The sequence below is a fragment of the Curtobacterium sp. KBS0715 genome (assembly GCF_005938005.2).
Classification (GTDB): Bacteria; Actinomycetota; Actinomycetes; order Actinomycetales; family Microbacteriaceae; genus Curtobacterium; species Curtobacterium flaccumfaciens.
Map to the genome: position 1 here is coordinate 1,239,135 of NZ_VCCA02000001.1, position 25,535 is coordinate 1,264,669.

A 25,535-nucleotide genomic window follows, 5' to 3' on the forward strand; every position below is an offset into this window, starting at 1 on the left:
TGGTCGAGAGCCAATCGCGCTACCGTGGACCCGTGCCCCCTGTCCTGATCAGTGCCCGCGCCGCCGCCCACCTGCTGACCGACTGGCGCGCGAGCACCGACGCGCCGGCCTACGAGGCGCTCGCCGATGCCCTCCGGGTCCTCGTCATCGACGGGCGGGTCGCCCAGGGGGTCCGGCTCCCGGCCGAGCGCGGCCTGGCCGCAGCCCTCGGCGTCTCACGCACCACCGTCGCGAACGCCTACGCCCGCCTGCGCTCCGACGGGTTCCTGGTGTCCGTCCGTGGCTCCGGCAGCGTGGTCCACCTGCCCCGTGACCTGGTCGGCCGGCCCGACCCCGAACGCCTGGGCGGGGTCGTCGAGGGGGACCTGCTCGACCTGCGCAAGGCGGCCCTGCACGCGGCCCCCGGCATCGACGAGGCGGTCGAGCGGGCGGTCCGGCACGTGCCCGCCGCGCTCGCCGGCATCGGCTACGACACCGTCGGCGACCCCGGCCTCCGCGCCGCGATCGCCGCGCGCTACACCGAGCGCGGACTGCCGACCGAGCCCGCCCAGGTCATCGTCACCATCGGCGCGCAGCACGCGATCGCCCTGCTCGCGCGGGTGCTCGTCCGCCGGGGCGACGCCGTCCTCGTCGAGTCCCCGACCTACCCGCACGCGCACGAGGCCTTCCGCGAAGCCGGCGGCCGCCTGGTCGGCGTCCCCGTCGATGCGCGGACGGGGTGGGACGCCGCCGCGCTCGAGACGACGCTGCGCCGGACCGCGCCCTCCGTCGCGTACGTCATGCCCGAGCTCCACAACCCGACCGGTGCGACCATGTCCGCATCGACCCGCCAGCTCCTGCTGTCGGTCGCGGCCTCGGTCGGCACGACCGTCATCGCCGACGAGACGATGGGGGAGCTCCGGATCGACGGCTCGCCGTCGCCGCCGTTGGCAGCGGCGGACCCGTCGGGGGCGTCGGTCGTGATGATCGGTTCCGCCGCCAAGGTCTTCTGGGGCGGGCTGCGGATCGGCTGGATCCGCGCCGACCCGGCGCTGCTGCAGCGGCTGCTGCTCGCCCGCCCGACGGGCGACCTCGGCACCCCCGTGCTCGACCAGCTGGTCGTGCGCGAGCTGGTCCCGCGCACGGCGGCCGTCCTGGAGGCGCGGCGTGCGTCCCTGCGCGAAGGTCGCGATGCGGTCGTGGGGGCGCTCCGGGCGCGGCTCCCGGAGTGGGACGTCCCGGCGCCGGCGGGCGGGTTGACGACGTGGGTCGGGCTCGGCCGGCCAGTGTCGAGCGCGCTCGTGCTCGCCGCGCGGGCCGAGGGCGTGGTGCTGGCCTCGGGCGGGGTGTTCGGGCCGGACGGCGGGTTCGAGCGGTTCCTGCGGGTGCCGTTCACGATGGCCCCGGCCGACCGGGGGCGGTTGGTCGACGTGCTGTCGCGTGCGTGGGAGCGGGTCGGTGGCGAGTCGACCGGGGTGCGGGGGTCGTTGGCGGCGGTGGTCTGAGCGGTGCGTCGTCCGGGCACGGTGTCGTCCGCCGGGCTCGGTGTCGTGCGCCGGGGCTCGGTGTCGTGCGCCGGGGCTCGGTGTCATCCTCTGGGGTGAGGCCGGGTCGGGGGTTGTCGCTCCTCGGGGTGATGCGGCGGCGGTGGGGTCCGGCGAGGCTGGAGCCATGAACGCGACCCTGTCCGCCGGAACCCGCTCCGCTGTGCCGACGCCCGTCGACCCGCCCGCGCCGGTCCCCGCCGTGGTGCGGGTCACCATCGCGCTGAGCGGGGCGGCCCTTGCCGGCGTCCTGACGTCGTTCGGGCAGGCGGTGCCCGCACTCGCCTCCGTGTCGAACTCGGCCGGACCGTGGTTCCTCGTCGCCGCGCTGCTGTGCCTGGCGGCGGGAGCACGAGCGGGCCGGGTCGCCCTGCCGCTCGCGATGGTGCTCGGCGTCGTGCTCCTCGAGCTCATGCACGTCGGGTACTGGGCCACGACGGTCCTGCGTGGGTTCCCGGACGTGCTGTCGATCACGAACCCGTGGGTGCTGCTCGGGGTGCCGGCCGGGCTGCTGGCCGGGGCGGTCGCCGTGGCGGTGCGGTCCCGCGACGCCCGGTGGCGCGCGGGGGCGCTCGGTGTGACGGCCGCGGTGCTCGTCGGTGAGGGGATCCGCGGGCTGCTGCAGGTCGCCGCGACGACCGGGCACGTGACCTGGGTCGTCGAGATCGTCGTCGGCGTGGTGCTCCTCGGCATCGGGGTCCTCGGCACCCGTTCACCCGTCGCGCGCGTGGTGGCGCTCGGCACCGGGGTCGTCGGGACGGTCGCGGTGCTCGGGGCCTACCTGGTGCTCGGCGGGTTCTGATCCGTCGGTCCTGATCCGACGGCGGGTCCTCGCCGCTCCGTCCTGATCCGACGGCGGGTTCTGGGTCCTGATCCGACGGCGGGTTCTGGCTGCCAGCCGAGCGTTCGTCGGTCGGTCCTGCGAGGATCGTTGACGTGCACCTCCTCTCGGTCTTCAGCCTGCGCAACCGGGCCCTCATCGCGCTCGTCACGATCGTGGTCGCGGTCTTCGGCGGTATCGCGCTCTCGAGCCTCAAGCAGGAGCTGATCCCCAGCGTCGAGTTCCCGCAGGTCGCGATCGTCAGCGCCTACCCCGGGGCCACGCCAGAGGTCGTGTCGAACGACGTCTCGACCAAGATCGAGCAGGCGATCCAGGTCGTCCCGGACCTCGAGTCGACCAGCGCGACCTCGTCCACCGGGCAGAGCGTGGTGTCGGCGTCGTTCCAGTACGGATCGAACCTGGCCAGCGCCGAGGACAAGATCCAGACCGCGGTGAACGCGCTGTCGCTGCCCGACTCGGTGCAGACGCAGATCGTCACCGGGTCCTTCGACGACCTGCCGGTGCTGCAGGTCGCGGTCTCGGCGTCCGGCAACCAGGAGCAGCTCGTCGACCGGCTGCAGGCCTCGGCGATCCCCGACCTCGAGAAGCTCGACGGTGTGCGGCAGGCGGACGTCTTCGGCAACCCGGGTCGTCGGGTCGTCATCACGCCGAACCAGGACGAACTCGCCGCCCGCGGCCTGACCCAGACGGCGATCTCGGACGCGCTCGACGACAACGGCACCCTGATCCCCGGCGGCACCATCACCGAGGACGGCTCGACCCTGTCGGTGCAGACCGGCGAGCGGATCGCTTCGCTCGAGGACATCCGCGCGCTGCCGCTCACGAGCTCGTCGAGTTCTTCGGGCTCGTCGGGCTCATCGGGGTCGGACGGGTCCGGGTCGGGTGCCGCCGGTGCCGCCGGGACGACATCGTCCGGTGACGGCACGGCTGCGGGTGCCACCGGTACGGGTGCGACCGGTGACGGCGCGACCGGAACCGGCACGGGTACGACCGGCACCGGGGCGACCGGTGGCACCGCGACGGGCGGGTCCACGACCGCGGCCACGCCGACGGACACCACCCTGGGCGACGTCGCGAAGGTCGCCATCACGGAGTCGCCGCGCACCTCGATCAGCCGCGTGGACGGCCAGCAGGCCCTGACCATCTCGATCACAAAGGCGCAGGAAGCCAACACCGTCGACGTCTCCGAGACCGTGCGCGACGCCCTGCCCGGGATCGAGGACAAGATCGAGGGGGACCCCCGCTTCACCGTCGTCTTCGACCAGGCGCCCTACATCCAGCAGTCCATCGACTCCCTGGCCGAGGAAGGCCTGCTCGGGCTCGCCTTCGCGGTGATCGTCATCCTGGTGTTCCTGCTGTCGTGGCGCTCCACGCTCGTCACCGCGATCTCGATCCCGACGTCGGTGCTCCTCGCCGCGATCGGCATGCGCGCGGCCGGGTACACGCTCAACATCATCACGCTGGCGGCCCTCACGATCGCGATCGGCCGCGTGGTCGACGACTCCATCGTCGTCATCGAGAACATCAAGCGGCACATGCTCCCCGGCGTCGACCGCGGCCGTGCCGTGCGGGACGCCGTACGCGAGGTCGCCGGTGCGGTCACCGCGTCGACGCTCACGACCGTCGCGGTGTTCCTGCCGGTCGCCTTCGTCGCCGAACTCGTGGGGGAGCTGTTCCGGCCGTTCGCCGTGACCGTCACCCTGGCGCTCGTCGCGTCGCTGTTCGTCTCGCTCACCATCGTCCCGGTGCTCGCGTACTGGTGGCTGCGCCCGCCGAAGGCGAAGCCGGGCGACGCGACGACGGCAACGAACGCGGAAGCGGAAGCGGTCGCAGCGCCGTCGGCTCCCGACGCCGAGCACGATCGCTCCGAGGGTGCGCTCGCCTCCGCCGCCGACCTGCACGACGCCGGCACCGCCGACCGTCTGCGCCGCGTCTACCTGCCGGTGCTCCGGTGGGTCGTCCGGAAGCCGGTCGTCGTCATCCTGCTCGCCGTGATCGTGCTCGGCGGAACGGTCGCGACGCTGCCGTTCGTCACCACGAACTACCTCGGCGACTCGGGGCAGAACACCTTCACGGTCACGCAGGACCTGAAGGCCGGCTCCAGCCTCGCCGTCCAGTCCGAGTCCGCACGCAAGGTCGAGCGCGCGCTGCAGGACGTCGACGGCGTCGAGACCGTGCAGACCACCATCGGCACGAGCGGCCAGTCGATCCAGGCGGCGTTCGGCGGGGGCGGCAGCGCCTCGGTGCAGTACGCCGTCACGACCGACGCCGAGGCCGACCAGCCGACGATCCAGGCCGACGCCCGGAAGGCGATCGGGGCGATCGAGGACGTCGGCGAGGTCACCATCGCGTCCTCCGGTGGCGGGTTCGGCGGCAGCAGCGACATCGAGGTCGACGTCACCGCGCCGACCCAGGCGCAGCTCGAGACCGCGTCGCGCCAGGTGCTGAAGACCATGCAGTCGGTCCCGGACACCACGGGCGCCACGAGCAACCTGTCCGCCGCTGAGCCGTTCCTCGCCGTCCGGGTCGACCGCCAGAAGGCCGCGTCACTCGGCCTGACCGAGACCCAGGTGGGTGGCCTCGTCGCCGCAGCGGTCTCGCCGCGGGACACCGGCAGCATCGAGATCGACGACGCGACGCTCGACGTCTACATCGCCGACCCGGAGCCGCCGACCACCATCGGCGCACTCCGTGCCCTCGACGTCCCGACGAGCACGGGCACGGTCCCGCTGTCCGACGTCGCCACCGTCGAGGAGTCCGAGGGGCCGACCACGGTCACCACGTCGAACGCGGCCCGCACCGCCACGATCACCGTGACGCCGGACGCCACGAACCTCGGTGCAGCCGTGCAGTCCGTCACGACCGCCGTCGACGATCTCGACCTGCCGAAGGGCGCGACCGCCTCGATCGGTGGCGTCGCCGCCAGCCAGTCGTCGGCGTTCTCGCAGCTCGGGCTCGCGGTGCTGGTCGCCGTGCTGATCGTCTACGTGATCATGGTCGCGACGTTCCGGAGCCTGCTCCAGCCGCTGCTGCTGCTCGTGTCGGTGCCGTTCGCGGCCACGGGCGCGATCCTGCTGCAGATCGCGTCGGGCGTCCCGATCGGCGTCGCGTCGCTGATCGGTCTGCTCATGCTCGTCGGCATCGTCGTGACGAACGCGATCGTGCTCATCGACCTCGTCAACCAGTACCGACGGCGCGGGTTGCGGGTGCGCGAGGCGTTGATCGAGGGCGCCACACGACGCCTCCGTCCGATCCTGATGACGGCGATGGCGACGATCTTCGCGCTGCTGCCGATGGCGATCGGGCTGACCGGCAAGTCCGGCTTCATCTCGCAGCCGCTGGCGCTGGTCGTGATCGGTGGCCTGGTGTCCTCGACGCTGCTGACGCTCGTGGTGCTGCCGGCGCTGTACTTCGTGGTCGAGCGGGCTCGCGAGCGCAACGACGACCGGATCGCCGCCGGCAAGACCCGGAAGCAGGCGCGCGCCGAGCGGCGCCAGGAACGCGTGGAGCTCCGACAGGAACGACAGCGGCGACGGGCGGCGCGTTCCGGCAGCGCTGCCTAGCGGCGGTACTCGGCGTCGATGGCGGCGAGGGGCGAGACGACGACGCGCTCGGTCCGCTCCTCGCGCTCGACCGCGCGGAACCACGACACGAGCACCAGGGTCAGCGTCACGAGGAACACCACGGCGGCGCCCTGCGACACGACGGCCAGCTGCCCGGTGACCGAGGCGTACCCGCCGAACGACACCGCGGCGACGAACGACAGCCCGAGCAGCAGCTCCCCGAACGTCCGCAGCGCCGGGCGGTCCCAGCGGGTCGCAGCGGCGCGGGCAGGGCGGGTCGAGGTGTCGGTCACCCCCGAAGTCTGCGTCCGGGCGCTCGGCAGCGGCAGTCCCGACTCCGGGTGGCACCCACCCGGGGCACGCGGTCAGCCCAGCTGCGTCCGCAGGAACGTGACCACGCGGCGGCTCATCGCCTCGTCGAGCTGGGCGATCGAGTGCGCCGTGCCCTCGACCGCCACGAACGTCACCGGGACGTCGTGGGACCGGAGCGTCGCGGCGAACTCCTGCGACTCCCACATCGGGATGAACTCGTCGGTGGAGTGCCCGATGAAGAACGGCGCGGTGTCCGAGGTGACGTGGAACTCCGGCGACGCCCGGCTGGCCGCCGGGCACCTGGCGTACGACCGGCACCCCAGGTAGAGCAGCTGCTTGCGCTGGAAGGCCGCGGAGACCCCGTCGGGCTCGGTGGACCGGGTGGTCAGGTTCGTCGGACCGCTCAGGTCGACCACGGCACGGATCCGGTCGCCGTCGGCGTACGCGGCGGAGTCGTGGTCGGTGACGGCGAGCATCGCGGCGAGGTTGCCGCCGGCGCTGCCGCCGAACACGCCGACGCGCTGTGAGTCGACGTCGTAGGTCTCGAGCGTCGCCGGGCGGAACACGTAGTCGAGCGCACGGCGGACGTCGTCGAGCCCGGCCGGGAACGGGTCGGTCGGCGCCAGCCGGTAGTCGACGTTGAACGTCACGAAGCCCTCGGACGCCAGGTACTTGCACACGGACCGGTAGGCGGCGGTCGCCTTGTCGCCGTGCGACCAGCTGCCGCCGTGGATCATCAGGACCGCCGGGCGTCCGCTGGCGGCCCCGGCCGCTCGGGCCTCGGGGTCGGCGGTGGCCGAGGCGGACGGTGTCGCGGTGGGGGTCGCCGTCGTCGCGGGGTCGCTGTCGGCCGGCAGGCACACGTCGAGGCGCTGCAGCGGATCGGTGCCGTAGGGCACGTCGGCCACCACGTCGATGCCGTGGTACCGCAGCGACAACGGGTAGATGATGCTGTTCGCGGTCACCGTGGCGTTCTCGTCGCCGACCGGGTCCGTGCTGCAGGACGCCATCGCGCCGAGCGCCACGACCGCGGCGACGAGCGCGAGCACTGAGCGGCGGCCGGACTTCATCACGTCCACGCTAGCCGCACCGGCAGCCGCCCACGTCACCCGAGCGGAGGACGGCAGTGCGAGGATGAGCACGGCAGCCGCCGACCGGAGCACCGCAGGAGGACCCGTGAGCAATCGCAAGGCCTGGAACGCCGATCCCGAACCACTGCTCCGCGTCGAACCCGGGTTCCGCCTCGACCAGGTGGACCCGGACGGCACCCCGGGCTTCCCCGGCCGCAAGATCGACGGCCTCGAAGCCCTCGCCGCCGGAGCCGCCCGTCTCGCCGCCCTGCAGGAGCGCCTGTACGCGGCGTCGACCGCCGGTGACGAGCGCCGGGTGCTGCTCGTGCTGCAGGCGATGGACACCGCGGGCAAGGGCGGCATCGTCTCGCACGTCGTCGGTGCGGTCGACCCGAACGGCGTGCACTACGCCGGCTTCAAGGCCCCGACGGCCGAGGAGCGCGAGCACGACTTCCTCTGGCGCATCGAGCAGCAGCTGCCCGCAGCCGGGCAGCTCGGCGTGTTCGACCGCTCGCACTACGAGGACGTGCTCGCCCAGCGGGTCCGTGGGCTCGCCGCGCCGGACGAGATCGAACGTCGGTACGGCGCGATCACCGCCTTCGAGGACGGCCTCGCCGCCGCCGGCACGACCATCGTCAAGGTGATGCTGCACATCTCGAAGGACGAACAGCGCGAGCGCCTCGGCGACCGGCTCGACCGCCCCGACAAGCACTGGAAGTTCAACCCGGGCGACATCGACGACCGCCTGCTCTGGGACCGCTACCAGCAGGCGTACCAGATCGCCCTCGACCGCACGTCGACCCCGCAGGCGCCCTGGTACGTCGTGCCCGCGAACCGCAAGTGGTACGCCCGCCTCGCCGTGCAGCAGCTCCTGCTCCGGGCGCTCGAGGACATGCACCTGTCGTGGCCGAAGGCGGACTTCGACGTCGCCGAGCAGCGTCGTCGGCTCGCGGAGTCCTGAGCGCGCGGCCCCCGGCCTGGAGGCCCGTCCCGGGTCCGGCACGCCGCCGCCGGACCGCGCGGGGCTGGCGTCAGGGCACCGGCTCGCGTAGACTCGCTCGGTCGGCCTTCGACGTCGTGACATTGTGATCACGGAAATTCTGCTGGGTGTGTGTTGCTCGAGGGCTGGAATCACGTCGACTCGCGACGGGATGAACCCCCTCTCCGCAAGCAGCCCCCGCCGATGTCGCTGTCGGGCGCTGCGGTACGTTGCGCACCCGAGAAAGCAGCCATGGCCCCGTACAACAAGGGCGGCGCGGACAACCGCGCCTCCGACCGCGTCCGCCACCCGAACGGCACCCCCGCCGCCCGCAGCAGCAAGCACCGCGGGTTCCGCGCCGCCGACTCCTCGCAGCCGCGCCAGAAGCAGCGCTGGGACGCCGAGGAGCGTCGCGGCCGCGCGTCGCAGGGCGAGCGTCCGGCCCGTCCGAACTGGGAGCCGCGTGACAGCGGCGGCCAGCGTCGCCCCGAACGCGACGACCGTGGCGGCCGCGCCCCGCGTCGTTTCGACCGCGATGACCGTGCACCGCGCAGCTTCAACCCTGACGACCGCGCGCCCCGTCGTGACAACGATGACCGGCCCCGTCGCTTCGACCGTGACGACCGTGCGCCTCGTCGTGACAACGACGACCGCCCGCGTCGTTCGTTCGACCGCGATGACCGTGCACCGCGTTCGTTCAACCGCGATGACCGTGCACCGCGTCGTGACAACGACGACCGCCCGCGTCGCTCGTTCGACCGCGATGACCGTGCACCGCGTTCGTTCAACCGCGATGACCGCGCACCGCGTCGCGACAACGACGACCGCCCGCGTCGTTCGTTCGACCGTGACGACCGTGCACCGCGTCGCTTCGACCGCGACGACCGCGCTCCGCGCAGCTTCAACCGCGACGACCGTGCGCCCCGTCGTGACAACGACGACCGCCCGCGTCGCTCGTTCGATCGGGACGACCGCGCCCCGCGCAAGTTCGACCGTGACGACCGCGCCCCGCGCAAGTTCGACCGCGACGACCGCACCGACCGCGCCCCGCGCCGCTCGTTCGACGAGCCCGAGCGCGGCAAGTTCGTGCCGGCCGACGACGTCAAGCTCGAGAAGCTCCAGGCCGAGGCCACCATCGCGGCCGACGTAGAGGGCGTGACCTTCGGCGACCTGGGCATCGGCGGCAACATCTCCCGCGCCCTGCAGGAGCTCGGCGCCTCGAGCCCCTTCCCGATCCAGGCGGCGACGATCCCCGACGTGCTCGCCGGCAAGGACGTCCTCGGCCGTGGCCGCACCGGCTCCGGCAAGACCATCGCCTTCGGTGCGCCGCTGGTCGAGAAGCTCATGGAGCACGGCGGCGGCACCAAGCGCAAGATGGGCCGCGCCCCGCGTGCGCTCATCCTCGCGCCGACCCGTGAGCTCGCCCTGCAGATCGACCGCACGGTGCAGCCCATCGCCCGTTCGGTCGGCCTGTTCACGACCCAGATCTACGGCGGCGTGCCCTACGGCCGTCAGGAGGGCGCGCTCGAGCGCGGCGTCGACATCATCGTCGGCACCCCCGGTCGTGTGCAGGACCTCATGAACAAGGGGAAGCTCGACCTCAGCGAGGTCATCATCTCCGTGCTCGACGAGGCCGACCACATGTGCGACCTCGGGTTCCTCGAGCCGGTGCAGGAGATCCTCTCCGCCACGGCCGAGGTCACCCCGCAGGGCAACCGCGCGCAGAAGCTGCTGTTCAGCGCGACGCTCGACACCCAGGTCGCGGCGCTCGTCGAGCAGTTCCTGCACGAGCCGAGCGTGCACGAGGTCGCGGGTGAGGACCAGGCGTCCTCGACCATCGACCACCGTGTCCTCGTGGTCGAGCAGCGCGAGAAGGACCGTCTCCTCGAGGAGCTGGTCGCCGGCGACGGCAAGACCATCGTCTTCGCCCGGACCCGCGCCTACGCCGAGCGTCTGGCCGACCAGTTCGAGGACGCCGGCATCCGCGCGACCTCGCTCCACGGCGACCTGAACCAGTCGCGCCGCACGCGCAACCTGCAGCTGCTCACGAGCGGCCGCGTCAACGTGCTCGTCGCCACCGACGTCGCCGCCCGCGGCATCCACGTCGACGACGTCTCGCTCGTCGTGCAGGCGGACGCTCCGGACGACTACAAGGCGTACATGCACCGCTCCGGCCGCACGGGTCGTGCCGGCAAGGAGGGCACGGTCGTGACGATCGTCCCGCGTGGCCGCATCCGCAAGATCGAGGGCATCCTCGAGCGCGCCGAGATCGAGGCGGACCTGGTGCAGGCCGCACCTGGTGACGGCATCGTGTCGGAGCTCGCCGCGCGCTAGTCGCGACCACACGACGGACAGGAGGCCCGGTACCAGCTGGTACCGGGCCTCCTGTCCGTCACACGGTGCGACCGAAGACCGCACTTGCGCCCGGGTCATCCGCTCGGAGGACCCAGAGCCGCCGTGCTCATGCCCCCGACTGATGACACGGGCGAGCAGGACCGCTGCAATGATCACGTGACACCCGCAGCGCTCGTCGGACGACTCCGCCGGTTCCCCGTCTCCGTCTCCGTGGCCGCAGCGACGACCGCGCTCCTCGTGACCGCGCGGATCGCTCACGCCGAACCCGACTTCCCGCACCACCCGCCCGTCGCGTGCCTCGCCATGGTCCTCGTGATCGTGACGACGGTGCTCGCCGAACGGTCCCTCGGTTCCGTCCGCACGGTGGTCATCGGCGTGGTGGCCCCGGCGCTCGGCGTCCTCGGAGCCCTGCTCACCGTCAGCATCGGGTCAGCGCTCGGCGAGGCACACGCCGAACTCGCGGTCGGCCAGCCGCTCTTCGCCCCGTCGATCGTCGCCGCCGCCTTGCTCGGTGCCGCTTCGGCAGCGATGCCCGCGCAGCACCGGTGGCGGACGCGAGCCGCGCTCTGGACCGTCGTCCTCACGCTCGTGCTCTTCGCCGGCCACGGATCGGACCTCGCCCGTGCCCTGGCGACGCTGCTCGGCACCGCGGCCGGTTCGTTCGTGGTGCGCCGGGCCTCCGGTCCCGACGCGCCGACCGCGCGTGGCACCGTCAGCGCACGCACCTGCGTCGTCGCGACGCTCATCGCGCTCGGCGCGGGCACCCTCGTGACCCCTGTCGTGCCGGACCCGGACGGTGTGCTCTCGGTGTTCGCCGACGCCATGAGCGACCGTGCGGTCGTCATCGTCGGGCTCCTCCTGCTGGTGTCCGCCTGGCTCGTGCAGCGTGGCCGGCGGACGGGCATCGTGCTCGCCGTCGGCGTGCTCGTGACGCTGACCGCCGTCCTCGCCGATGTGTTCCTCATCGAACCGATGACCGACGACGCCGTGCAGTGGCGCGGTCTCGGGCTGGACGCGATCGAGTGGCAGGTCACACTGCTCGGCGCGTGGCTCGTGCCGGCGATGGTGCTGCTGGCGGTCCTGGCGCTCCGCGGACGCCTCGTCCGCTCGCGGTTCCGTGCCGCCACCGACGGCCGCGGTGCCCTGGTCGAGATGCTCCGCGACGGCGATGCCGGAACCCTCGGCCACATGGGCACCTGGCGCGGCAACGCCACCTGGACGGACCCGGACGGACGTGGGGCCGTGGCGTACCGGGTCCGCGGAGACGTGGCACTCACCGTGTCGGACCCGGCGTGCAGCGCTGCGGACCGCGCCGAGGTCGTGTCCGCGTTCACGGCCTTCTGCGACCGCAACGGCTGGGTGCCCGCGTTCACGAGCGTGCACGACCCGGTGCGGCAGATCCTCGCCGCCGACGGGTGGACCGCGCTGCCCGTGGGAGTCGAGTCGGTGCTGGACGTCGCCGCCTTCGACCTGCGCGGCAAGAAGCGGCAGGACCTCCGGACGGCCTCGAACCGGGCGGACCGTGAGGGGGTCCGCGACGAGTGGACGACCTTCGACGCCCTCGCTGACGAACGACGTGCCGAGGTCGAGGCGATCTGCACGCGGTGGGCGAGCGACCGGAGACTGCCGGAGATGGGGTTCACCCTGGGCGGCTTCCACGAGCTCGACGACCCCGACGTCCGACTCATGCTGGCGGTGACGGCCGACGGACAGGTGACCGCGGTCACGAGCTGGCTGCCCGTGTACGAGCTCGGCGTGCTGGCCGGCTACACGCTCGACGTCATGCGCCGCGGCGACGACGGCATGCCGGGCGTCATGGAGTTCCTCATCGCCCGGACCGCGATCCGGGCACGCGACGCAGGCCTGCGGATGATCAGTCTCTCCGGCACGCCGCTCGCCGCCCACGACGGCGCACGATCACTCGTGTCCGTCGGATCGGTCCTCGTCGCCCGACTCCTCGAGCCGGTGTACGGGTTCCGGTCGCTCCAGCGCTTCAAGGAGAAGTTCGGCGCCCGACACGAGGCGCTCTGGATCGTGGTCCCCACGCCGTTGCACGTGCCGCGGGTCGCACGTGCCCTGGCCGGCGCGTACGTACCGGGCCTCCGTCCGAAGCACCTCTGGGCACTGCGGCAGGCACACCGCTCGGCCGTGCGCGAGCCCGCTCCGGCGCGGGTGGTGTCCGAGCAGTGAGTCCGACCGAGTGGCTGCTCGCCACCCAGCTGCAGGCGCCGTCCAAGCTCGTCCCGCTGGACGTGGCGTTCGCCGTGCTCGGTCTCGCCGTCCTGCTGCCGGCGCTCGGGGCGCTGCGTTCGCGCGTCGCGTGGCGGCGGGCCGGGGTCCGCGCTGCCGTCGCGGTGGTCGCCGCCGCGGTGGTGCTCCTCGTGTGCTGGGTCCTCAGCGATCTGATGAACCTGTTCGGCGTCGCCCTGAGCCCCGTCACCCGGATGTGGTTCGTGGTTGCCGCAGCTGCACTGGCCCTGTCGGTCGTCGGACTCGTGCAGGGCCGTCGCTGGCGCCGCGTCCTCGCCGGGCTGCTCGTGCCGACCGCGCTGCTCGCGTCCGCCCTCGGGGTGAACGTCGAGTTCGCGATGTACCCGACGCTCGGCACCGTCGTGCAGACGGACCCGTTCCCGGAGCTCGACCTGGCCGCTGCACCCGTCGCCACCATGCCCACGACCGGCGAGGTCCGCACCGTCGAGATCCCCGGGGAGCGATCGGGGTTCCCCGCACGGCCCGCCGTCGTCTACCTCCCGCCCGCTGCCCTCGTCAGGGGTCCGACGCCGCTGCCCGTCGTCCTCGCCTTCTCCGGCCAACCGGGGGCTCCGAGCGACCTGTTCACCGCCGGCCGGATGGGCAGCGCACTCGACGGCTACGCCGCAGCCCACCACGGCCGAGCGCCGATCGTCGTCTCCGTCGACCAGCTCTCCGCGCCCGGCCTGAACACGATGTGCGTCGACTCGGACCTCGGCAACGCAGCGACGTACGTCACCGAGGACGTGCCGCGCTGGCTGACGGCGCACCTCCCGGTGACCCCGGACCGCCGTGCGTGGGGCCTCACCGGCTTCTCGCAGGGGGCGACGTGCGCGATGCAGTTCGCCACCGCGCACCCCGACCGGTTCGGGGCCGTGCTCGCGGTGTCCAGCGAGCTGCAGCCCATCGACCAGAACCCGCAGCACAGCGCCGACCGGGCCTTCGGCGGATCGGTCACCGCGTGGAAGGCCGCCGGTCCGATCGCGCAGATGCGGGCGGACGACCTGCACGGGCACGCGTTCTGGTTCACCGCGGGGTCGGCTGACGGGGCGTTCAGCCGCAACGCTCGCGTCCTCGCCGACGCTGCTCGGGCAGCGGGCGCGGACACCAGTGTCGCGTCCGCCCCGGGGAGCGGACACGACTGGAACACCGTGCAGTGGTCGTTCCGCACCGAGCTCCCGCATCTGGCGGACGCGCTGTCCGCGGGGCGTCACTGATCCGCGCCACCGGGGTCTGACCCACCTTCTGACGGACGGGAGGCCCGGTACCAGCTGGTACCGGGCCTCCCGTCCGTCACATGGTGAGCACCAATGGTCGGGTCGCGACGCCGGACCCGACCATTCCTGCTCACGAAGCGGCGGCGCGACCGCGACCGCGCGCGCTCAGCGGTTGAAGAACAGCAGCCCGCGCACGAAGCCGGCCTGCCCGGCGTGCTGCGTGCAGTCGTCCAGGATGCTGACGAGTCGCGCGCCGGCCGTGACGGGCGGGTCCCACGCGTCGTCGACGACGGGGTCGAGGTCGTCCGGGCCGAGCGTGCCGAGGTACGCGACCGTGCGCTCGTGCACCGCGCGCAGGTACCCGGTGAGCAGCTCGGCGGAGGCCCGCACCCGACCGACGTCGTCGCGGGACATGCCGTACCCGAGCGCCTCGGCCGGGAACGGCAGCCCGAACCGGTCGTACCAGCCGTCCGCCGTCCAGACCTGCTCGGAGCCGGCGAGCTCGGCGATCTGCACGTCCTGGCCGCGGGCGATGTGCCACGCGAGCCATGCGAGGGTGTTCGCCCCGGCGGCCGGTCGTGCCGCGAGCTGGTCTTCGGAGAGCCCGTCGACGGCCCGCTCGACCGTCTCGGGGACGCGGGAGAACGCTTCGGTGAGGAGTTCAGAGGGGGTCATGGCGCTCACGCTACGCGCGGGCCGTGACACCCGCTGTCACACGGCGGCGCTGCGGTGGTGGCGCTCCAGGGCGGCACCGAGCCCCTCGAACGCGGCGGCGACGACGGCTCGGTCGGACGGTGCGACGACCTGCTGGAACGCCTGCGAGTAGACGGCGCCGACCTCGCGGGCGACCGCCGTGCCCGACGGCGTGAGGTGCAGGAGCACGCTCCGGCGGTCCTCCGGGTTCGGACGACGCTCCAGGTGTCCGTGCTTCTCGAGCCGGTCGATCAGCGACGTCATCGCCCCGGTGGTGAGCTCGAGGTACTCGCCGGCCTGCTTCGGGGTCACGCCGTGGCCGCCGGCCGCGTTGAGGAAGAACACGAACCGGGTGTCCGTGGCGTTCAGTCCGCGGATCGTGCTCTCGTGGTGCAGGACGCGCGCGTGCTGCATCTGGAGCACCCGGAAGGCGGTGAGCAGTCGCGGCAGGTCGGCGTCGGGGTCCGCGTCGGCGGTGACGGGGTCCATCGCCGTGACGTCGGGCGACATCGGCGCTGGCGGCGTGGTGGGGGCGACGCGCGCCGCGGGGACGGCGGGTGCGTGCGGGGGGAGGACGACCGGGTCGGTGTCCGGCATGGGAGCTCTTCTCGGGTACAGGGTGGGAACTTCAGTCAACAAGTAACTCACTCGTCAAGATACCCCCATCAGTGGGGACATCTCAGGTCTTGTGAGCTGCTCGAACGCCAAGTAGCTTGATCGTCGTACCACCTCGGCACGTAGCGCGACCAACCACCGCGGGCCCGTCCGAACCACCGATCAGATCTCTTCCTCACGGAGTCCAACCATGTCTCGTGTCACGCCTCGTGCTGCCCGCCTCGCCGCCTGGATCGCCATCCCCGCCGCCCTCGTCGCCTCGGGGGTCGTCGTCTCGACGGCCTCGTACGCGGCGTTCTCCTCGACCACCGTCAACCCGACGAACAACTGGACGGCCGGCAGTGTCGCCCTGTCCGACGACGACAACAACACCGCGCTGTTCACGGCGAACAACCTGAAGCCCGGCTCGACCGGTGCGAACTGCATCGCGGTGACCTCGACCGGTTCGCTGCCCTCGGCCGTGAAGCTCTACGGCACGGACGTCTCGACCACGAAGGACCTGGCCGCGAACGTCAACCTGACCGTCGAGCAGGGCACCGGCGGCGGCTTCGGCTCCTGCTCCGGCTTCACCCCGGCCGCCACCGGCGGCTCGCTCTACAGCGGCACCGTCGCGGGCTTCGGCGCCGCCTCGACCAACTACGCGACCGGCGTCGGCACCTGGGCCCCGACCGGCACCGCGTCCGAGACGCGCGTCTACCGCGTCACCTACACGGTCTCGAGCACCGCCCCGAACACCGTGCAGGGCGGCACCGCAGCCCTCGGCTTCACCTGGGAGGCCCAGAACAGCTGAGCCGGGACCGGGGCCGAACCAGCCCCGTCCGTTCCCTCCCCGCAACGCGCCCCCGGTCGAAGGCAGTCATGAGCAGCATCGCAGTGCACGGTGGTCCCACACCGCACGCAGCGGTCCGTGACGCCGTCGACTGGGGGCGCGTCGTCGTCGCCACCCTCGCCCGGGGCGTGGTCGCGACGCTGCTCGGGCTCGCGCTCTGGGCGGCCGCGCCGGCGCTCATCGGCTGGCAGCCGACCACCGTGATGACCGGCTCGATGGAGCCGCGGATCGTCCCCGGTGACGTGGTCGTCTCGCGTCCGGTCGGCTCGGGCGAGATCGCGACGGGCAAGGTCCTGCTCGCCGACGACCCGGACCAGTCGGACCACCTGCGCATGCACCGCTACGTCGAGGACGGCCCCCGCGGCACGATGGTCACGAAGGGCGACGCCAACCCCCAGCCGGACTCCACGCCGATCGAGCGCTCCGCCGTGCACGGGGTCGCCTTCCTGCGCATCCCGTTCATCGGCGCACCGATCCGGTGGATCAGCGCCGGGGAGTGGGGCCTGGTCGCGATGCTCGCGCTCGGGCTGACCGCTGTGCTCGCGCTCTGCACGATCGACGGGTCGCTCCGACGACTCGTCGAGGCCGACGACGACACCGACGGTGCGGCCGGTGGTGCGGACGACGCGGCTGGTCCGGACGACGCCGCCGGTCCGGCAGACGGTGCCGACGACGGCCTGGAGGCGCGGGACGGTACCACCACGGGCCTCCCGACCGCTGCGTCCAGCGTCCTCACCCGTCGCGCCCTGCGACGACGAGCCCGTCGCGTGCGGCGGCTGCGCCGCGTCGGCGGGGGTGCAGCGGTGCTCGTGCTCGCGGCGGCCGCCGGCGTCCTGCTGCCCGGAGCGGCGGACGCGGCCCCGTGGTCACGGACCACCGTCGCACCGACCGCGAACTTCACGGCGGGCACGGCGACCGGTGTCCCCACCCTGACCTGCGCGCCGGCCGGGTCGAACACGGTGACGATCGCCTGGACCTACGACAACGGCGCGACCGTGCCGGTGTCGTTCGACCTGATGAACGGGACGACGCAGGTGGCCAGCACGACCACCGCCGGGGCCCGTTCGATGCCCTACGCCGGCGCCGGACTCCTCAACCTCGGCACGACGTACGAGCTGCGCCTCCGCACGAACCTCGGCAACAACTGGACCGCTCTGAGCACACCGACGGTCAGGGTCAAGGTCGTCTCGGTGCTGGGCCTGGCGTCCGCGAGCTGCGTGACCGCCTGAGTCCTCCACAGGGCACCGCGAGGTGCCAGGGGATGTCCCCGGCCGGCGTTACCGTGGCCGCATGCGCATCCTGCACACCGGCGACTGGCACCTCGGCCGCACACTGCTGGGTGCCGACCTGCTCGAGCACCAGGCGGCATTCACCGACTGGCTCGTCGACCTCGCCCGCGAGCGCGCGGTCGACCTCGTCGTCATCGCCGGCGACGTCTACGACCGTGCGATCCCGCCGGTGGACGCCGTCCGCATGCTCTCCCGCGTGCTCGAGCGCCTCGCCGAGACCACCACGGTGGTGCTCACCCCGGGCAACCACGACTCCGCCGCGCGGCTCGGCTTCGGTGCCGGCGTGATGGGGCAACGCGTGCGCATCCTCGCCGAGCCCGCACACGTGGCCGATCCGGTGCTCGTGACCGACGACGACGGCCCGGTGGCCGTGTACGGCATCCCGTACCTGCACCCCGACCTCACCCGGTACGCCCTGGCGGCGGTCCCCGACGAACCCCTCGCCCGCTCACACCACGCCGTCGTGCACGCCGCCATCGAACGGATCCGCGCCGACCTCCAGACGCGGGCCGGCACCCGGAGCGTCGTCGTGGCGCACGTCTTCGTCGGGGGCGCCGACCCGAGCGACAGCGAGCAGGACATCCGCGTCGGCGGGGTCGACCGCGTCGCCGAGTCGGTGTTCGACGGGTTCGACTACGTCGCCCTCGGGCACCTGCACGGCCCGCAGCGCGTCGGCGACCACGACCGGATCCGGTACGCCGGGTCGCCGCTGGCGTTCTCGTTCGGCGAGCGGCACCAGCGGAAGTCCGTGACCATCGCCGACCTCGACGCGGCCGGTGCCGTCACCGTCGAGTTCGTGCCGACCCCGGTGCCACGGCGGCTCGTCGACGTCCGGGGCAGCATCGACGCCATCGAGTCCGGGGAGTTCCGGGCCGATGCCGACGCCTGGGTCCGCGTCGCGGTGACCGACACCGTGCACCCGGAACGCATGTACGCCCGCGTGAAGGACCACTTCCCGCACGCCCTGGCGATCACGCACGAACCGGCGGACCGGCCGGCCGCCACCGCCGCGCGGGCCGTCACCGCGACGTCCGACCCGGTCGAGGTCGCCGGCGACTTCGTGGCGTTCGCCACCGGGGGGCTGCCCGACGACGACGAACGGGCGGTGCTGACCGAGGCGTACGAGGCAGCGGTGCTCGCCCTGCAGCGTGAGGGGGACCGCTGATGTACCTGCACCGACTCGAACTGCGCGCCATCGGGCCGTACCCCGACCTCGTGACGATCGACTTCGCGGCGCTGGCTGCGTCCGGGGTCTTCCTGCTCGAGGGGCCGACCGGTTCCGGCAAGTCGACGATCATCGACGCCGTCGTGTTCGCCCTGTACGGCGGACTCGCCGGTTCCGACGCCAGCTCCGACCGGCTGCACAGCCAGCACGCCGACCCCGCGGTCGAACCGTTCGTCGAGCTCGTGTTCGAGACCGGTGCGGGCGTGTTCCGGGTCCGGCGCACCCCGCAGTACGACCGCCCGAAACAGCGGGGGACCGGCACGGTGAAGCAGCAGGCGTCCGTGCAGCTGTTCCGACTCGCCGCGCCCACCGACGTCGCCGGCGAACCCCTGTCGTCCCGCATCCCCGAGGTCGGGGTCGAGATCGCCCGGATCGTCGGGCTCGACCGCGCGCAGTTCCTGCAGACCGTGGTGCTGCCCCAGGGCGAGTTCGCACGGTTCCTCCGCTCCCCGGGCGAAGACCGCCGGAAGCTCCTGCAGTCGTTGTTCGGCACCCAGGTCTACGACCGCACCGCCGACGAGCTCGCCGCTCGCCGCCGAGCCGTCCAGGCCGAGGTAGAGGGCGCCGACGACCGCGTCCGCGAAGCCCTGGCCCGGTTCGCGCAGGCGGCCGACCTCGCCGAGGCCGACGAGTCCGTCGTCCCCGGCACGGTGGCGTCCCTCCGCGCCACGGCCGACGCCGCCGGGGCAGCCCGGGCGGCTGCGGCTGCCGCTGCGACGGCGGCGACCGACCACGAACGATCGGTGACGGCCCGTGCGGCCGCCCTCGAGCGCCGAGCGGCGCTGCTGCGGCGGCGGGCTGTCCTCGACGACGACGCCCCGGCGGTCGAGCAGGCACGGGCCTCGGTCGCGACGGCCGAGCGTGCCGCCCGGGTCGCCGCGGTGGCCGACGGCCTCGACGCTGCAACCGTGCGGGCCGACGACACCGCCGCGGCAGCAGCCCGGTTGCGCGACCAGCACGCGCTCCGCGCCGTCGACGCACAGCAGATCGCCCGGCGCCGCGACACGCTGACCGACGCCCTGTCCGACGTCCGGCACCTCGTCGCGGTCGAGGCCGGAGCGGACGGCAGGCGTACCGCCATCGCCGAGGCCACGGCGACCGCATCGCGGCTCACCGACGACCTCGCCGCCCTCGACACCGCGCTCGGAGCCCGGCCGACGGAACGAGCCCGGATCGTCGAGGCCGCCCGGACCGCGTCGACGACCGCGGCCGACGCCGACGCCGCCGCGCACGAGGTCGCCCGGGTGCGGTCGCTCCGTGCCGACCTGGCCGCGCGCGACCACGCAGAGCAGCGCGTCGCCGATGCCGAACGCATCGTGGCCGGAGCCCGCCGTCGGGCCACCGAGGCGCTCGATGCCGAACGCTCCCTGCGCGAGCGCCGGATCGCCGGGCTCGCCGGCGAGCTCGGTGCCGCGCTGGCCCCCGGCGACCCCTGCCCGGTGTGCGGATCGACGGCGCACCCGTCGGTGGCCGCGCCGCAGGACGACCACCCGACGATCCAAGCGGTGGAGTCTGCGGGCGACGCAACGCGTCTGGCCGACCAGCAGCTCGCCGACGCGGCAGCCGACCTGGCCGTCGAGCGTGCGGAGCACCTCCGACTGACCGCCGTCGTCGGCACGATCGACACCGTCGCCCTCGACGCCATGACGGTGGCTGCCGACGAGCGGGTCCGTGCGGCGCACGACGCTGCGGCGCTGGTGCTGGAGCACGAGCGCGAGCGGACGGCGCACGACACCGCGACCCGGGCGCTCGAGCGTGAGCGGAACGATCTCGACGCCCGGCGCACGGTCCTCGCGTCGACCGCGGCCTCCGATGCCGAGCGGCTCGAGGCCGACGTGCGATCGGTGCACGAGGCGATCGACCGGCTCGCAGCACTGCTCGACAGCGACGACGACAGCGCGCCGGTCTCGCTCCGGGCCGTGGTCGACGAGCTCGACGGGCGGCTGACGGTGCTCCGCGCCGTCGCCGAGGCCGACGACCGCGCGGCCACCGCGGCCCGCGCCCGCGACGAGCGCGGCGCCGAGGTCGCCCGGGTCCTCGACGAGCACTCCTTCCCTGACGTCGACGCCGCACGAGCCGGTCTGCTCGACCCCGACACCGTCGCGCGCTTCCGCAGCAGCATCAGCGCTGCCGAGGCCGAACGCGCCGTCGTGCGGGCAGGGCTCGACGACCCCGCCGTGGTGCAGGCCGCCGACGACGATCCGGAGCAGCTCGACGTGCCGGCGGCGCAGGCCGAACGGGTCCACGCGACGGCCGAGCTCGACGAGGCCACCCGGCTCGCGGTGACCGCAGCGCACCGCGCCGAGGCCGTCGAGCAGTGTGCGACCGAGGTCGACCGCACCGTGCGTGCGCGACAGGAGACCTCGTCCCGCAGCCGCGCCGTCGTCCGGCTCGCCGACGTCGCGAACGGCGTGGCGTCGGTCAACCCGACCGGCATCACGCTCGGCACCTACGTGCTCATGCGGCGCTTCGAGGACGTCGTGGCGGCGGCGAACGACCGGTTGCGCGGCATGCTCGCCGGGCGCTTCACCCTCGAGACCTCCGACGAGCGGGAATCCGGGTCGCGGTCGCGACGGACGGGGCTCGCCCTCGCCGTGCACGACCACACGACCGACACCGTCCGTGATCCCCGCAGCCTGTCGGGCGGCGAGACGTTCACCGTCTCACTGTGCCTGGCGCTCGGGCTGGCCGACGTCGTGCAGGCCGAGGCCGGCGGGGTCTCGCTCGGCACGCTCTTCGTCGACGAGGGGTTCGGCACGCTCGACCCCGAGACCCTCGACGACGTGATCGGACAGCTGTCCCGACTGACCGCGGGCGGGCGACAGGTCGGGATCGTCAGCCACGTCGAGGAACTCAAGCAGCGGATCCCGGAGCGGATCGCCGTGCGCCGCACCCCGACCGGTGGGTCGCGGGTCACGACCACGGTCTGATCAGACCAGACCAGACCAGACCAGACCAGGCGCTACGGGGTCGGCGTGGCCCCCACCGTGCCGTCCGGCGGCGGCAGGATGTCGGCCGCGATCCACGGGAACACCCACTGGAACAGCACGAACACGATCGCCGCGAGCAGGACCAGCAGCTCGAGCACCTTCAGGACGGTAGGGCCGGGCAGCAGCCGCCAGACCAGGGGGAAGATCACTTGGCGGTCTCCGAGAGTTCCTTCGGGGTGCCCTCGGACGCGGGCATCCAGTAGTCGAGCTTCGCGTGCGTCACGTACCGCTCCGCCGCCGACCACATCGGGTGGCAGGCGGTCAGCGTGAGCCAGCGGTCCTGGGTGGTCGGTTCGACGCCGGGCTTGTTCGGCACCGGCGCGATCGTCTCGATCTTGTCGGGCGTGACGATCTGGCTGTCGGTGACCTTGTAGACGTACCAGACGTCGAACTTCGTCTTCGCGTCGGTGACCCGGACCACGACCGAGTCGCCCTTCTGCAGCTCCGCGATCTGGTTCAGGGGCTTGCCGTAGGTGACCCGGTGTCCGGCGACCGCGAAGTTGCCGGGGGCGCCGGGCATCGCGGTGCCCTGGTAGTGCCCGAGCCCGATGGTGTTGAGGACCTTCTCACGATCCGTGCCCTCGCCGATCGGCCGGTTGTAGTCGTTGCCGAACCGGGGGATCTGCATCGTCCCGAACACGTCCGACAGCGCCGGCGGTTCGTCCAGCACGGGTGCGGTGCCGCGGTGCTCGGTGCCCTCGACCTTCGGGGTCTCGACCTGGTCGAGGCCCTGCACGAGCTTCGTCTGCTCGTTCACGGCGACCACGTCGGTCCACCACGCCGTCCACACCACGTACAGGCCGGTGCCGGCGCCCGCGATGATGAGCAACTCGGCGATGAGCGAGACGATCGCGCCGCCGACCGTCTGGCGTCGACGCGGGGAACGCCGGGACCGCGAGCCGGCTTCGTCGTCCCGTGCGCTGCGGCGCGACGGGATGGTGTCGTGTGCGGTCACGGGGCTCCTGATCGGCTGGGTGGTCGGACAGGTCTATCAGATCACGACGACAGGCCGGTGACGACGTTCTCCCCACCCCGTTAACGTGGGGGCATGGAGTACCGGATCCGCCCCTTCCGCACCGAGGACACCGACGCGGTCGTCGCCCTGTGGGAATCCTGCGGGCTCGTCCGACCCTGGAACGACCCCCGACGTGACATCGCGCGCAAGCTGACCGTCCAGCCCGAGCTCTTCCTGGTGGCCGAGCCGGACGCCACCGACGGTGACGGTGACGACACCGACACCGCCGAAGCCGACGTGGTCGCCGCGGGCATGGCCGGCTTCGACGGGCACCGCGGCTGGGTGAACTACCTCGCCGTGCGCCCGGACCTGCAGGGCTCCGGCCTCGGTCGCACCCTGATGGCCGAGTTCGAGCGGCTCCTGACCGACCTCGGTTGCCCGAAGCTCAACCTGCAGGTGCGTGCGGGCAACGAGCAGGTGCTCGGGTTCTACGCGTCCCTCGGCTACACCGACGACCGCACGGTCTCGCTCGGCAAGCGCCTCATCCCCGACGCCTGACCGCGCTCGCCCGTCGCACCGTGCGGGTTCGCTCATCCGGTGCGGCGTTGGCGGCTCGGTGCGGTGCTGCAAGTCCGCACCGGGCGGTCAACCTCGAACGGTTCGAACGACTCGGCACCGTGCCCGGCCCCGCCCGGCCCCTCCCCCGCGCCACCGCTACGCCAACGCCAGCGCCACCGACGCGACGAACGCCAGCACGATGCCGATCCACTGCTGCGCCGTCAACCGCTCCCGCAGCACCACCCCGGCCAGCACCACCGTGCCGATCGGGTAGAGCGCGTTGAGCACACTCACGACGGGCAGGGTCGTCGGGTCGTCGCTGCTGTGCAGTCCCGCCTGGATGAACACGTTCGCCATCGCGTCGAAGACGCCGCACACGGCCACGGTGACCAGCAGCCGCGGACTCCATCCGCGACCCGACCGAGGCTCGCGGACGGCGGCAGCCCCGTCGGGGCGGGCCGACGTCGGGGCGGACACCGGGCCTGGCGTCCTGAGCACGACGACGATCGCCGCCGCACCCAGCAGCACCGCCTGCAGCACCCGAGCGACCACGAGGGGTGCGATGCCCGAGTCGGACGGTGTCATGTCGTAGGCCAGCACGATCCCGCCGAAGCCGCACCCGGCGACGGCGGCCGCGACCACGCCCCGGGCGGTGAGCCGCGCGCCCGAGGCGTCCCGGACCACCGCGACCAGGACCACCGCGACGACCGCGACCACGAGCGCGCCGGTGGCCGGGGGCGACAGCACCGTGCCGCGGAACACGGCGACGAGCACCGGCACGACGGCCGCGAAGACGGCGGTGACGGGGGAGAGCACGCTCATCGGCCCGATGGCGAGTGCCGCGTAGAGCAGCAGCACCCCGACGCCGCCGGAGAGCCCGGCGACCGCGCCCCAGACCGCGGCCGGCCACGAGAACACGCCGCCGAGGACCACCAGTCCGACGAGCAGCGGCACGATCCCGATCGCGGCGGCCACCGCGGTGACGACGACCGGGCGGACCCGGCGCGAGGCGAGTCCGCCCAGGAAGTCGGCGAACCCGTAGACGATCGCGCCGGACAGGCCGAACAGGACGGTGAGCACGGCTCCCATCCTGCCCGGCCCGGTACCCTGCGGTGCGTGAGTGTTCCCTACCAGCGCCTGCCCCGGATCGACGCGCGCTGGAGGTGGTGGCGGCCGCTCGTCGCCCTCGCGTTCCTGGCGGGGTGGTACCTCGTGTCGCAGGTGCTGATCACCGTCGCCTACTTCATCCCGGTCGCCGCGGTCGGGGGTGCGTCCGGGCTGTACGGCCTGCTCGACGACCTGCAGAGCGGTGCCCTCGACCCGACCGATCCGTTGACCCTCTCGCTGACCCTGGTGTCGCTCGTGGTCCTGCTGCCGGGGGTCCTGCTCGCCGTGAAGATCGCGCGGATCGGACCGGCCGGCATCCTGTCGTCGACGCGGTTCCGGGTCCGGTGGGCCTGGACGGCGTGGTGCCTGCTGCCGACGCTCGTCATCGCCGCGGTCATGTTCGTCGTCCAGACCGGCCTGTTCTGGGACGGCGGGATGATCACGACCGACGGCGGCTTCGCCTGGAACCACGACGCGATCGGACAGTCGACGGTCTCCCTCGGCACCCTCACCCTGACGATCGCCCTCGTCGTCCTGCTCGTCCCGTTCCAGGGCGCGGCCGAGGAGTACATCTTCCGCGGCTTCCTCATGCAGACCGTCGCGTCGTGGATCCCGCGTCGTGTCGGCACGGTCATCGCCGTGGCGGTCTCGACGGTCGTCTTCGCGGCGCTGCACATCCCGAACGGCTACAACGTCTGGGGCATCCTCGACGTCGGCTCGTTCGGCCTGATCGCGGCGATCATCGTCCTCCGGACCGGCGGGCTCGAGGCCACGGTCCTGCAGCACGCCTTCAACAACATCATGATCTTCGTGCTGCAGGCGCCCGGTTGGTCGAAGGTCGACCTGACCTCGTCGGACGCGAACGGCACCTGGCAGGGGACCCTCGTCACCCTCGTCACGTCGCTCGCGTTCTGGGGCATGGTCGAGTTCCTGGCGTGGTGGCGGGGGCTGGACCGCCGGTTCGCCGGGCACGAGGCACCCCGGTTCCGCGGTGTGACCCCGGCCTGGGCGGGCGGCGTCCGCTGGACCCGGCCTGGAGGCACGGGCTGGGCGACCACGCCGGCCCGCGCCGACGACGTGGCCGGTTCCGACCACCGCGCCGACTCCGGTACGGACGGTGCTGCGGACAGTGCGGTGGGTGTCGCCGGTCGCCCGTAGGCTCGT

General features: G+C 73.0%; 20 protein-coding genes. 13 read left to right on the top strand and 7 right to left on the bottom strand.

The features are described 5' to 3' along the window. Positions 1–32: 32 nt before the first annotated feature. The 3 genes from FFG40_RS06045 to FFG40_RS06055 all read left to right on the top strand — a co-directional run bounded on the left by FFG40_RS06045 (position 33) and on the right by FFG40_RS06055 (position 5,927). Complete coding sequence (locus FFG40_RS06045) at positions 33–1,484, top strand: PLP-dependent aminotransferase family protein (RefSeq protein WP_254791676.1); 1,452 nt, start codon at positions 33–35, stop codon at positions 1,482–1,484. A 166-nt stretch (positions 1,485–1,650) separates the two neighbouring features. Beyond that, positions 1,651–2,325, top strand: coding sequence for a DUF6518 family protein (locus FFG40_RS06050; protein WP_027465047.1), 675 nt, complete (start codon positions 1,651–1,653; stop codon positions 2,323–2,325). Positions 2,326–2,459: 134 nt separating this feature from the next. Then, a complete protein-coding gene (locus FFG40_RS06055; protein WP_138802588.1) occupies positions 2,460–5,927 on the top strand; it encodes an efflux RND transporter permease subunit in 3,468 nt (1,155 codons plus the stop codon). Here the strand turns inward: FFG40_RS06055 and FFG40_RS06060 are convergent. Continuing rightward, a complete protein-coding gene (locus FFG40_RS06060) occupies positions 5,924–6,220 on the bottom strand; it encodes a hypothetical protein (RefSeq protein WP_138802589.1) in 297 nt (98 codons plus the stop codon). The two genes, FFG40_RS06055 and FFG40_RS06060, sit on opposite strands and share 4 nt — an antisense overlap. A gap of 72 nt (positions 6,221–6,292) precedes the next feature. Further along, positions 6,293–7,309, bottom strand: a complete 1,017-nt coding sequence (locus FFG40_RS06065; RefSeq protein ID WP_138802590.1) for an alpha/beta hydrolase — start codon at positions 7,307–7,309, stop codon at positions 6,293–6,295. A gap of 106 nt (positions 7,310–7,415) precedes the next feature. Between FFG40_RS06065 and FFG40_RS06070 the strand changes: the two genes are divergently transcribed. The 4 genes from FFG40_RS06070 (at position 7,416) to FFG40_RS06085 (ending at position 14,110) form a co-directional block, all read left to right on the top strand. Continuing rightward, positions 7,416–8,270 carry a PPK2 family polyphosphate kinase gene (locus tag FFG40_RS06070; protein ID WP_185974110.1) on the top strand — a complete coding sequence of 285 codons (855 nt, stop codon included), beginning with the start codon at positions 7,416–7,418 and terminating at the stop codon, positions 8,268–8,270. A 270-nt stretch (positions 8,271–8,540) separates the two neighbouring features. Further along, positions 8,541–10,622, top strand: coding sequence for a DEAD/DEAH box helicase (locus FFG40_RS06075; RefSeq protein ID WP_138802591.1), 2,082 nt, complete (start codon positions 8,541–8,543; stop codon positions 10,620–10,622). 177 nt (positions 10,623–10,799) lie between these two features. After that, positions 10,800–12,833: a bifunctional lysylphosphatidylglycerol flippase/synthetase MprF gene (locus FFG40_RS06080; RefSeq protein ID WP_185974111.1), complete on the top strand. Its 2,034-nt coding sequence runs from the start codon at positions 10,800–10,802 to the stop codon at positions 12,831–12,833. Then, complete coding sequence (locus FFG40_RS06085) at positions 12,830–14,110, top strand: esterase family protein (protein ID WP_138802593.1); 1,281 nt, start codon at positions 12,830–12,832, stop codon at positions 14,108–14,110. The genes FFG40_RS06080 and FFG40_RS06085 overlap by 4 nt, the downstream gene beginning before the upstream one ends. A gap of 165 nt (positions 14,111–14,275) precedes the next feature. Here FFG40_RS06085 and FFG40_RS06090 read toward each other — a convergent pair whose 3' ends face one another. Continuing rightward, positions 14,276–14,785 carry a mycothiol transferase gene (locus tag FFG40_RS06090; protein WP_111234943.1) on the bottom strand — a complete coding sequence of 170 codons (510 nt, stop codon included), beginning with the start codon at positions 14,783–14,785 and terminating at the stop codon, positions 14,276–14,278. Between the two features lie 36 nt (positions 14,786–14,821). After that, positions 14,822–15,400, bottom strand: coding sequence for a MarR family winged helix-turn-helix transcriptional regulator (locus FFG40_RS06095; protein ID WP_138802594.1), 579 nt, complete (start codon positions 15,398–15,400; stop codon positions 14,822–14,824). A 208-nt stretch (positions 15,401–15,608) separates the two neighbouring features. Here FFG40_RS06095 and FFG40_RS06100 point away from each other — a divergent pair, with 208 nt between their 5' ends. The 4 genes from FFG40_RS06100 to FFG40_RS06115 all read left to right on the top strand — a co-directional run bounded on the left by FFG40_RS06100 (position 15,609) and on the right by FFG40_RS06115 (position 21,691). Continuing rightward, positions 15,609–16,208 (top strand): hypothetical protein, encoded by a 600-nt coding sequence (locus FFG40_RS06100; protein ID WP_138802595.1) that lies wholly within the window; start codon positions 15,609–15,611, stop codon positions 16,206–16,208. A 68-nt stretch (positions 16,209–16,276) separates the two neighbouring features. After that, positions 16,277–17,476 carry a S24/S26 family peptidase gene (locus tag FFG40_RS06105; RefSeq protein WP_138802596.1) on the top strand — a complete coding sequence of 400 codons (1,200 nt, stop codon included), beginning with the start codon at positions 16,277–16,279 and terminating at the stop codon, positions 17,474–17,476. 61 nt (positions 17,477–17,537) lie between these two features. Continuing rightward, complete coding sequence (locus FFG40_RS06110) at positions 17,538–18,701, top strand: exonuclease SbcCD subunit D (RefSeq protein WP_138802597.1); 1,164 nt, start codon at positions 17,538–17,540, stop codon at positions 18,699–18,701. Next, on the top strand, positions 18,701–21,691 hold the full coding sequence (locus FFG40_RS06115) for an AAA family ATPase (protein ID WP_138802598.1): 2,991 nt from the start codon (positions 18,701–18,703) through the stop codon (positions 21,689–21,691). Before FFG40_RS06110 ends, FFG40_RS06115 begins: the two co-directional genes overlap by 1 nt. A 32-nt stretch (positions 21,692–21,723) precedes the next feature. Here the strand turns inward: FFG40_RS06115 and FFG40_RS17060 are convergent, their stop codons facing one another. Both FFG40_RS17060 and FFG40_RS06120 read right to left on the bottom strand, forming a co-directional pair. Then, positions 21,724–21,900: a hypothetical protein gene (locus tag FFG40_RS17060; protein WP_155896771.1), complete on the bottom strand. Its 177-nt coding sequence runs from the start codon at positions 21,898–21,900 to the stop codon at positions 21,724–21,726. After that, a complete protein-coding gene (locus FFG40_RS06120) occupies positions 21,897–22,706 on the bottom strand; it encodes a class E sortase (protein WP_259411150.1) in 810 nt (269 codons plus the stop codon). The genes FFG40_RS17060 and FFG40_RS06120 overlap by 4 nt, the downstream gene beginning before the upstream one ends. Before the next feature lie 93 nt (positions 22,707–22,799). On the opposite strand from FFG40_RS06120, the gene FFG40_RS06125 reads away from it, so the two are divergent. Continuing rightward, positions 22,800–23,264, top strand: coding sequence for a GNAT family acetyltransferase (locus FFG40_RS06125; RefSeq protein WP_138802599.1), 465 nt, complete (start codon positions 22,800–22,802; stop codon positions 23,262–23,264). Between the two features lie 156 nt (positions 23,265–23,420). On the opposite strand, the gene FFG40_RS17065 is transcribed toward FFG40_RS06125, so the two are convergent. Next, positions 23,421–24,344: an EamA family transporter gene (locus FFG40_RS17065; protein WP_185974112.1), complete on the bottom strand. Its 924-nt coding sequence runs from the start codon at positions 24,342–24,344 to the stop codon at positions 23,421–23,423. 36 nt (positions 24,345–24,380) lie between these two features. Between FFG40_RS17065 and FFG40_RS06135 the strand changes: the two genes are divergently transcribed. After that, on the top strand, positions 24,381–25,529 hold the full coding sequence (locus FFG40_RS06135) for a CPBP family intramembrane glutamic endopeptidase (protein ID WP_138802601.1): 1,149 nt from the start codon (positions 24,381–24,383) through the stop codon (positions 25,527–25,529). Positions 25,530–25,535: the final 6 nt, after the last annotated feature.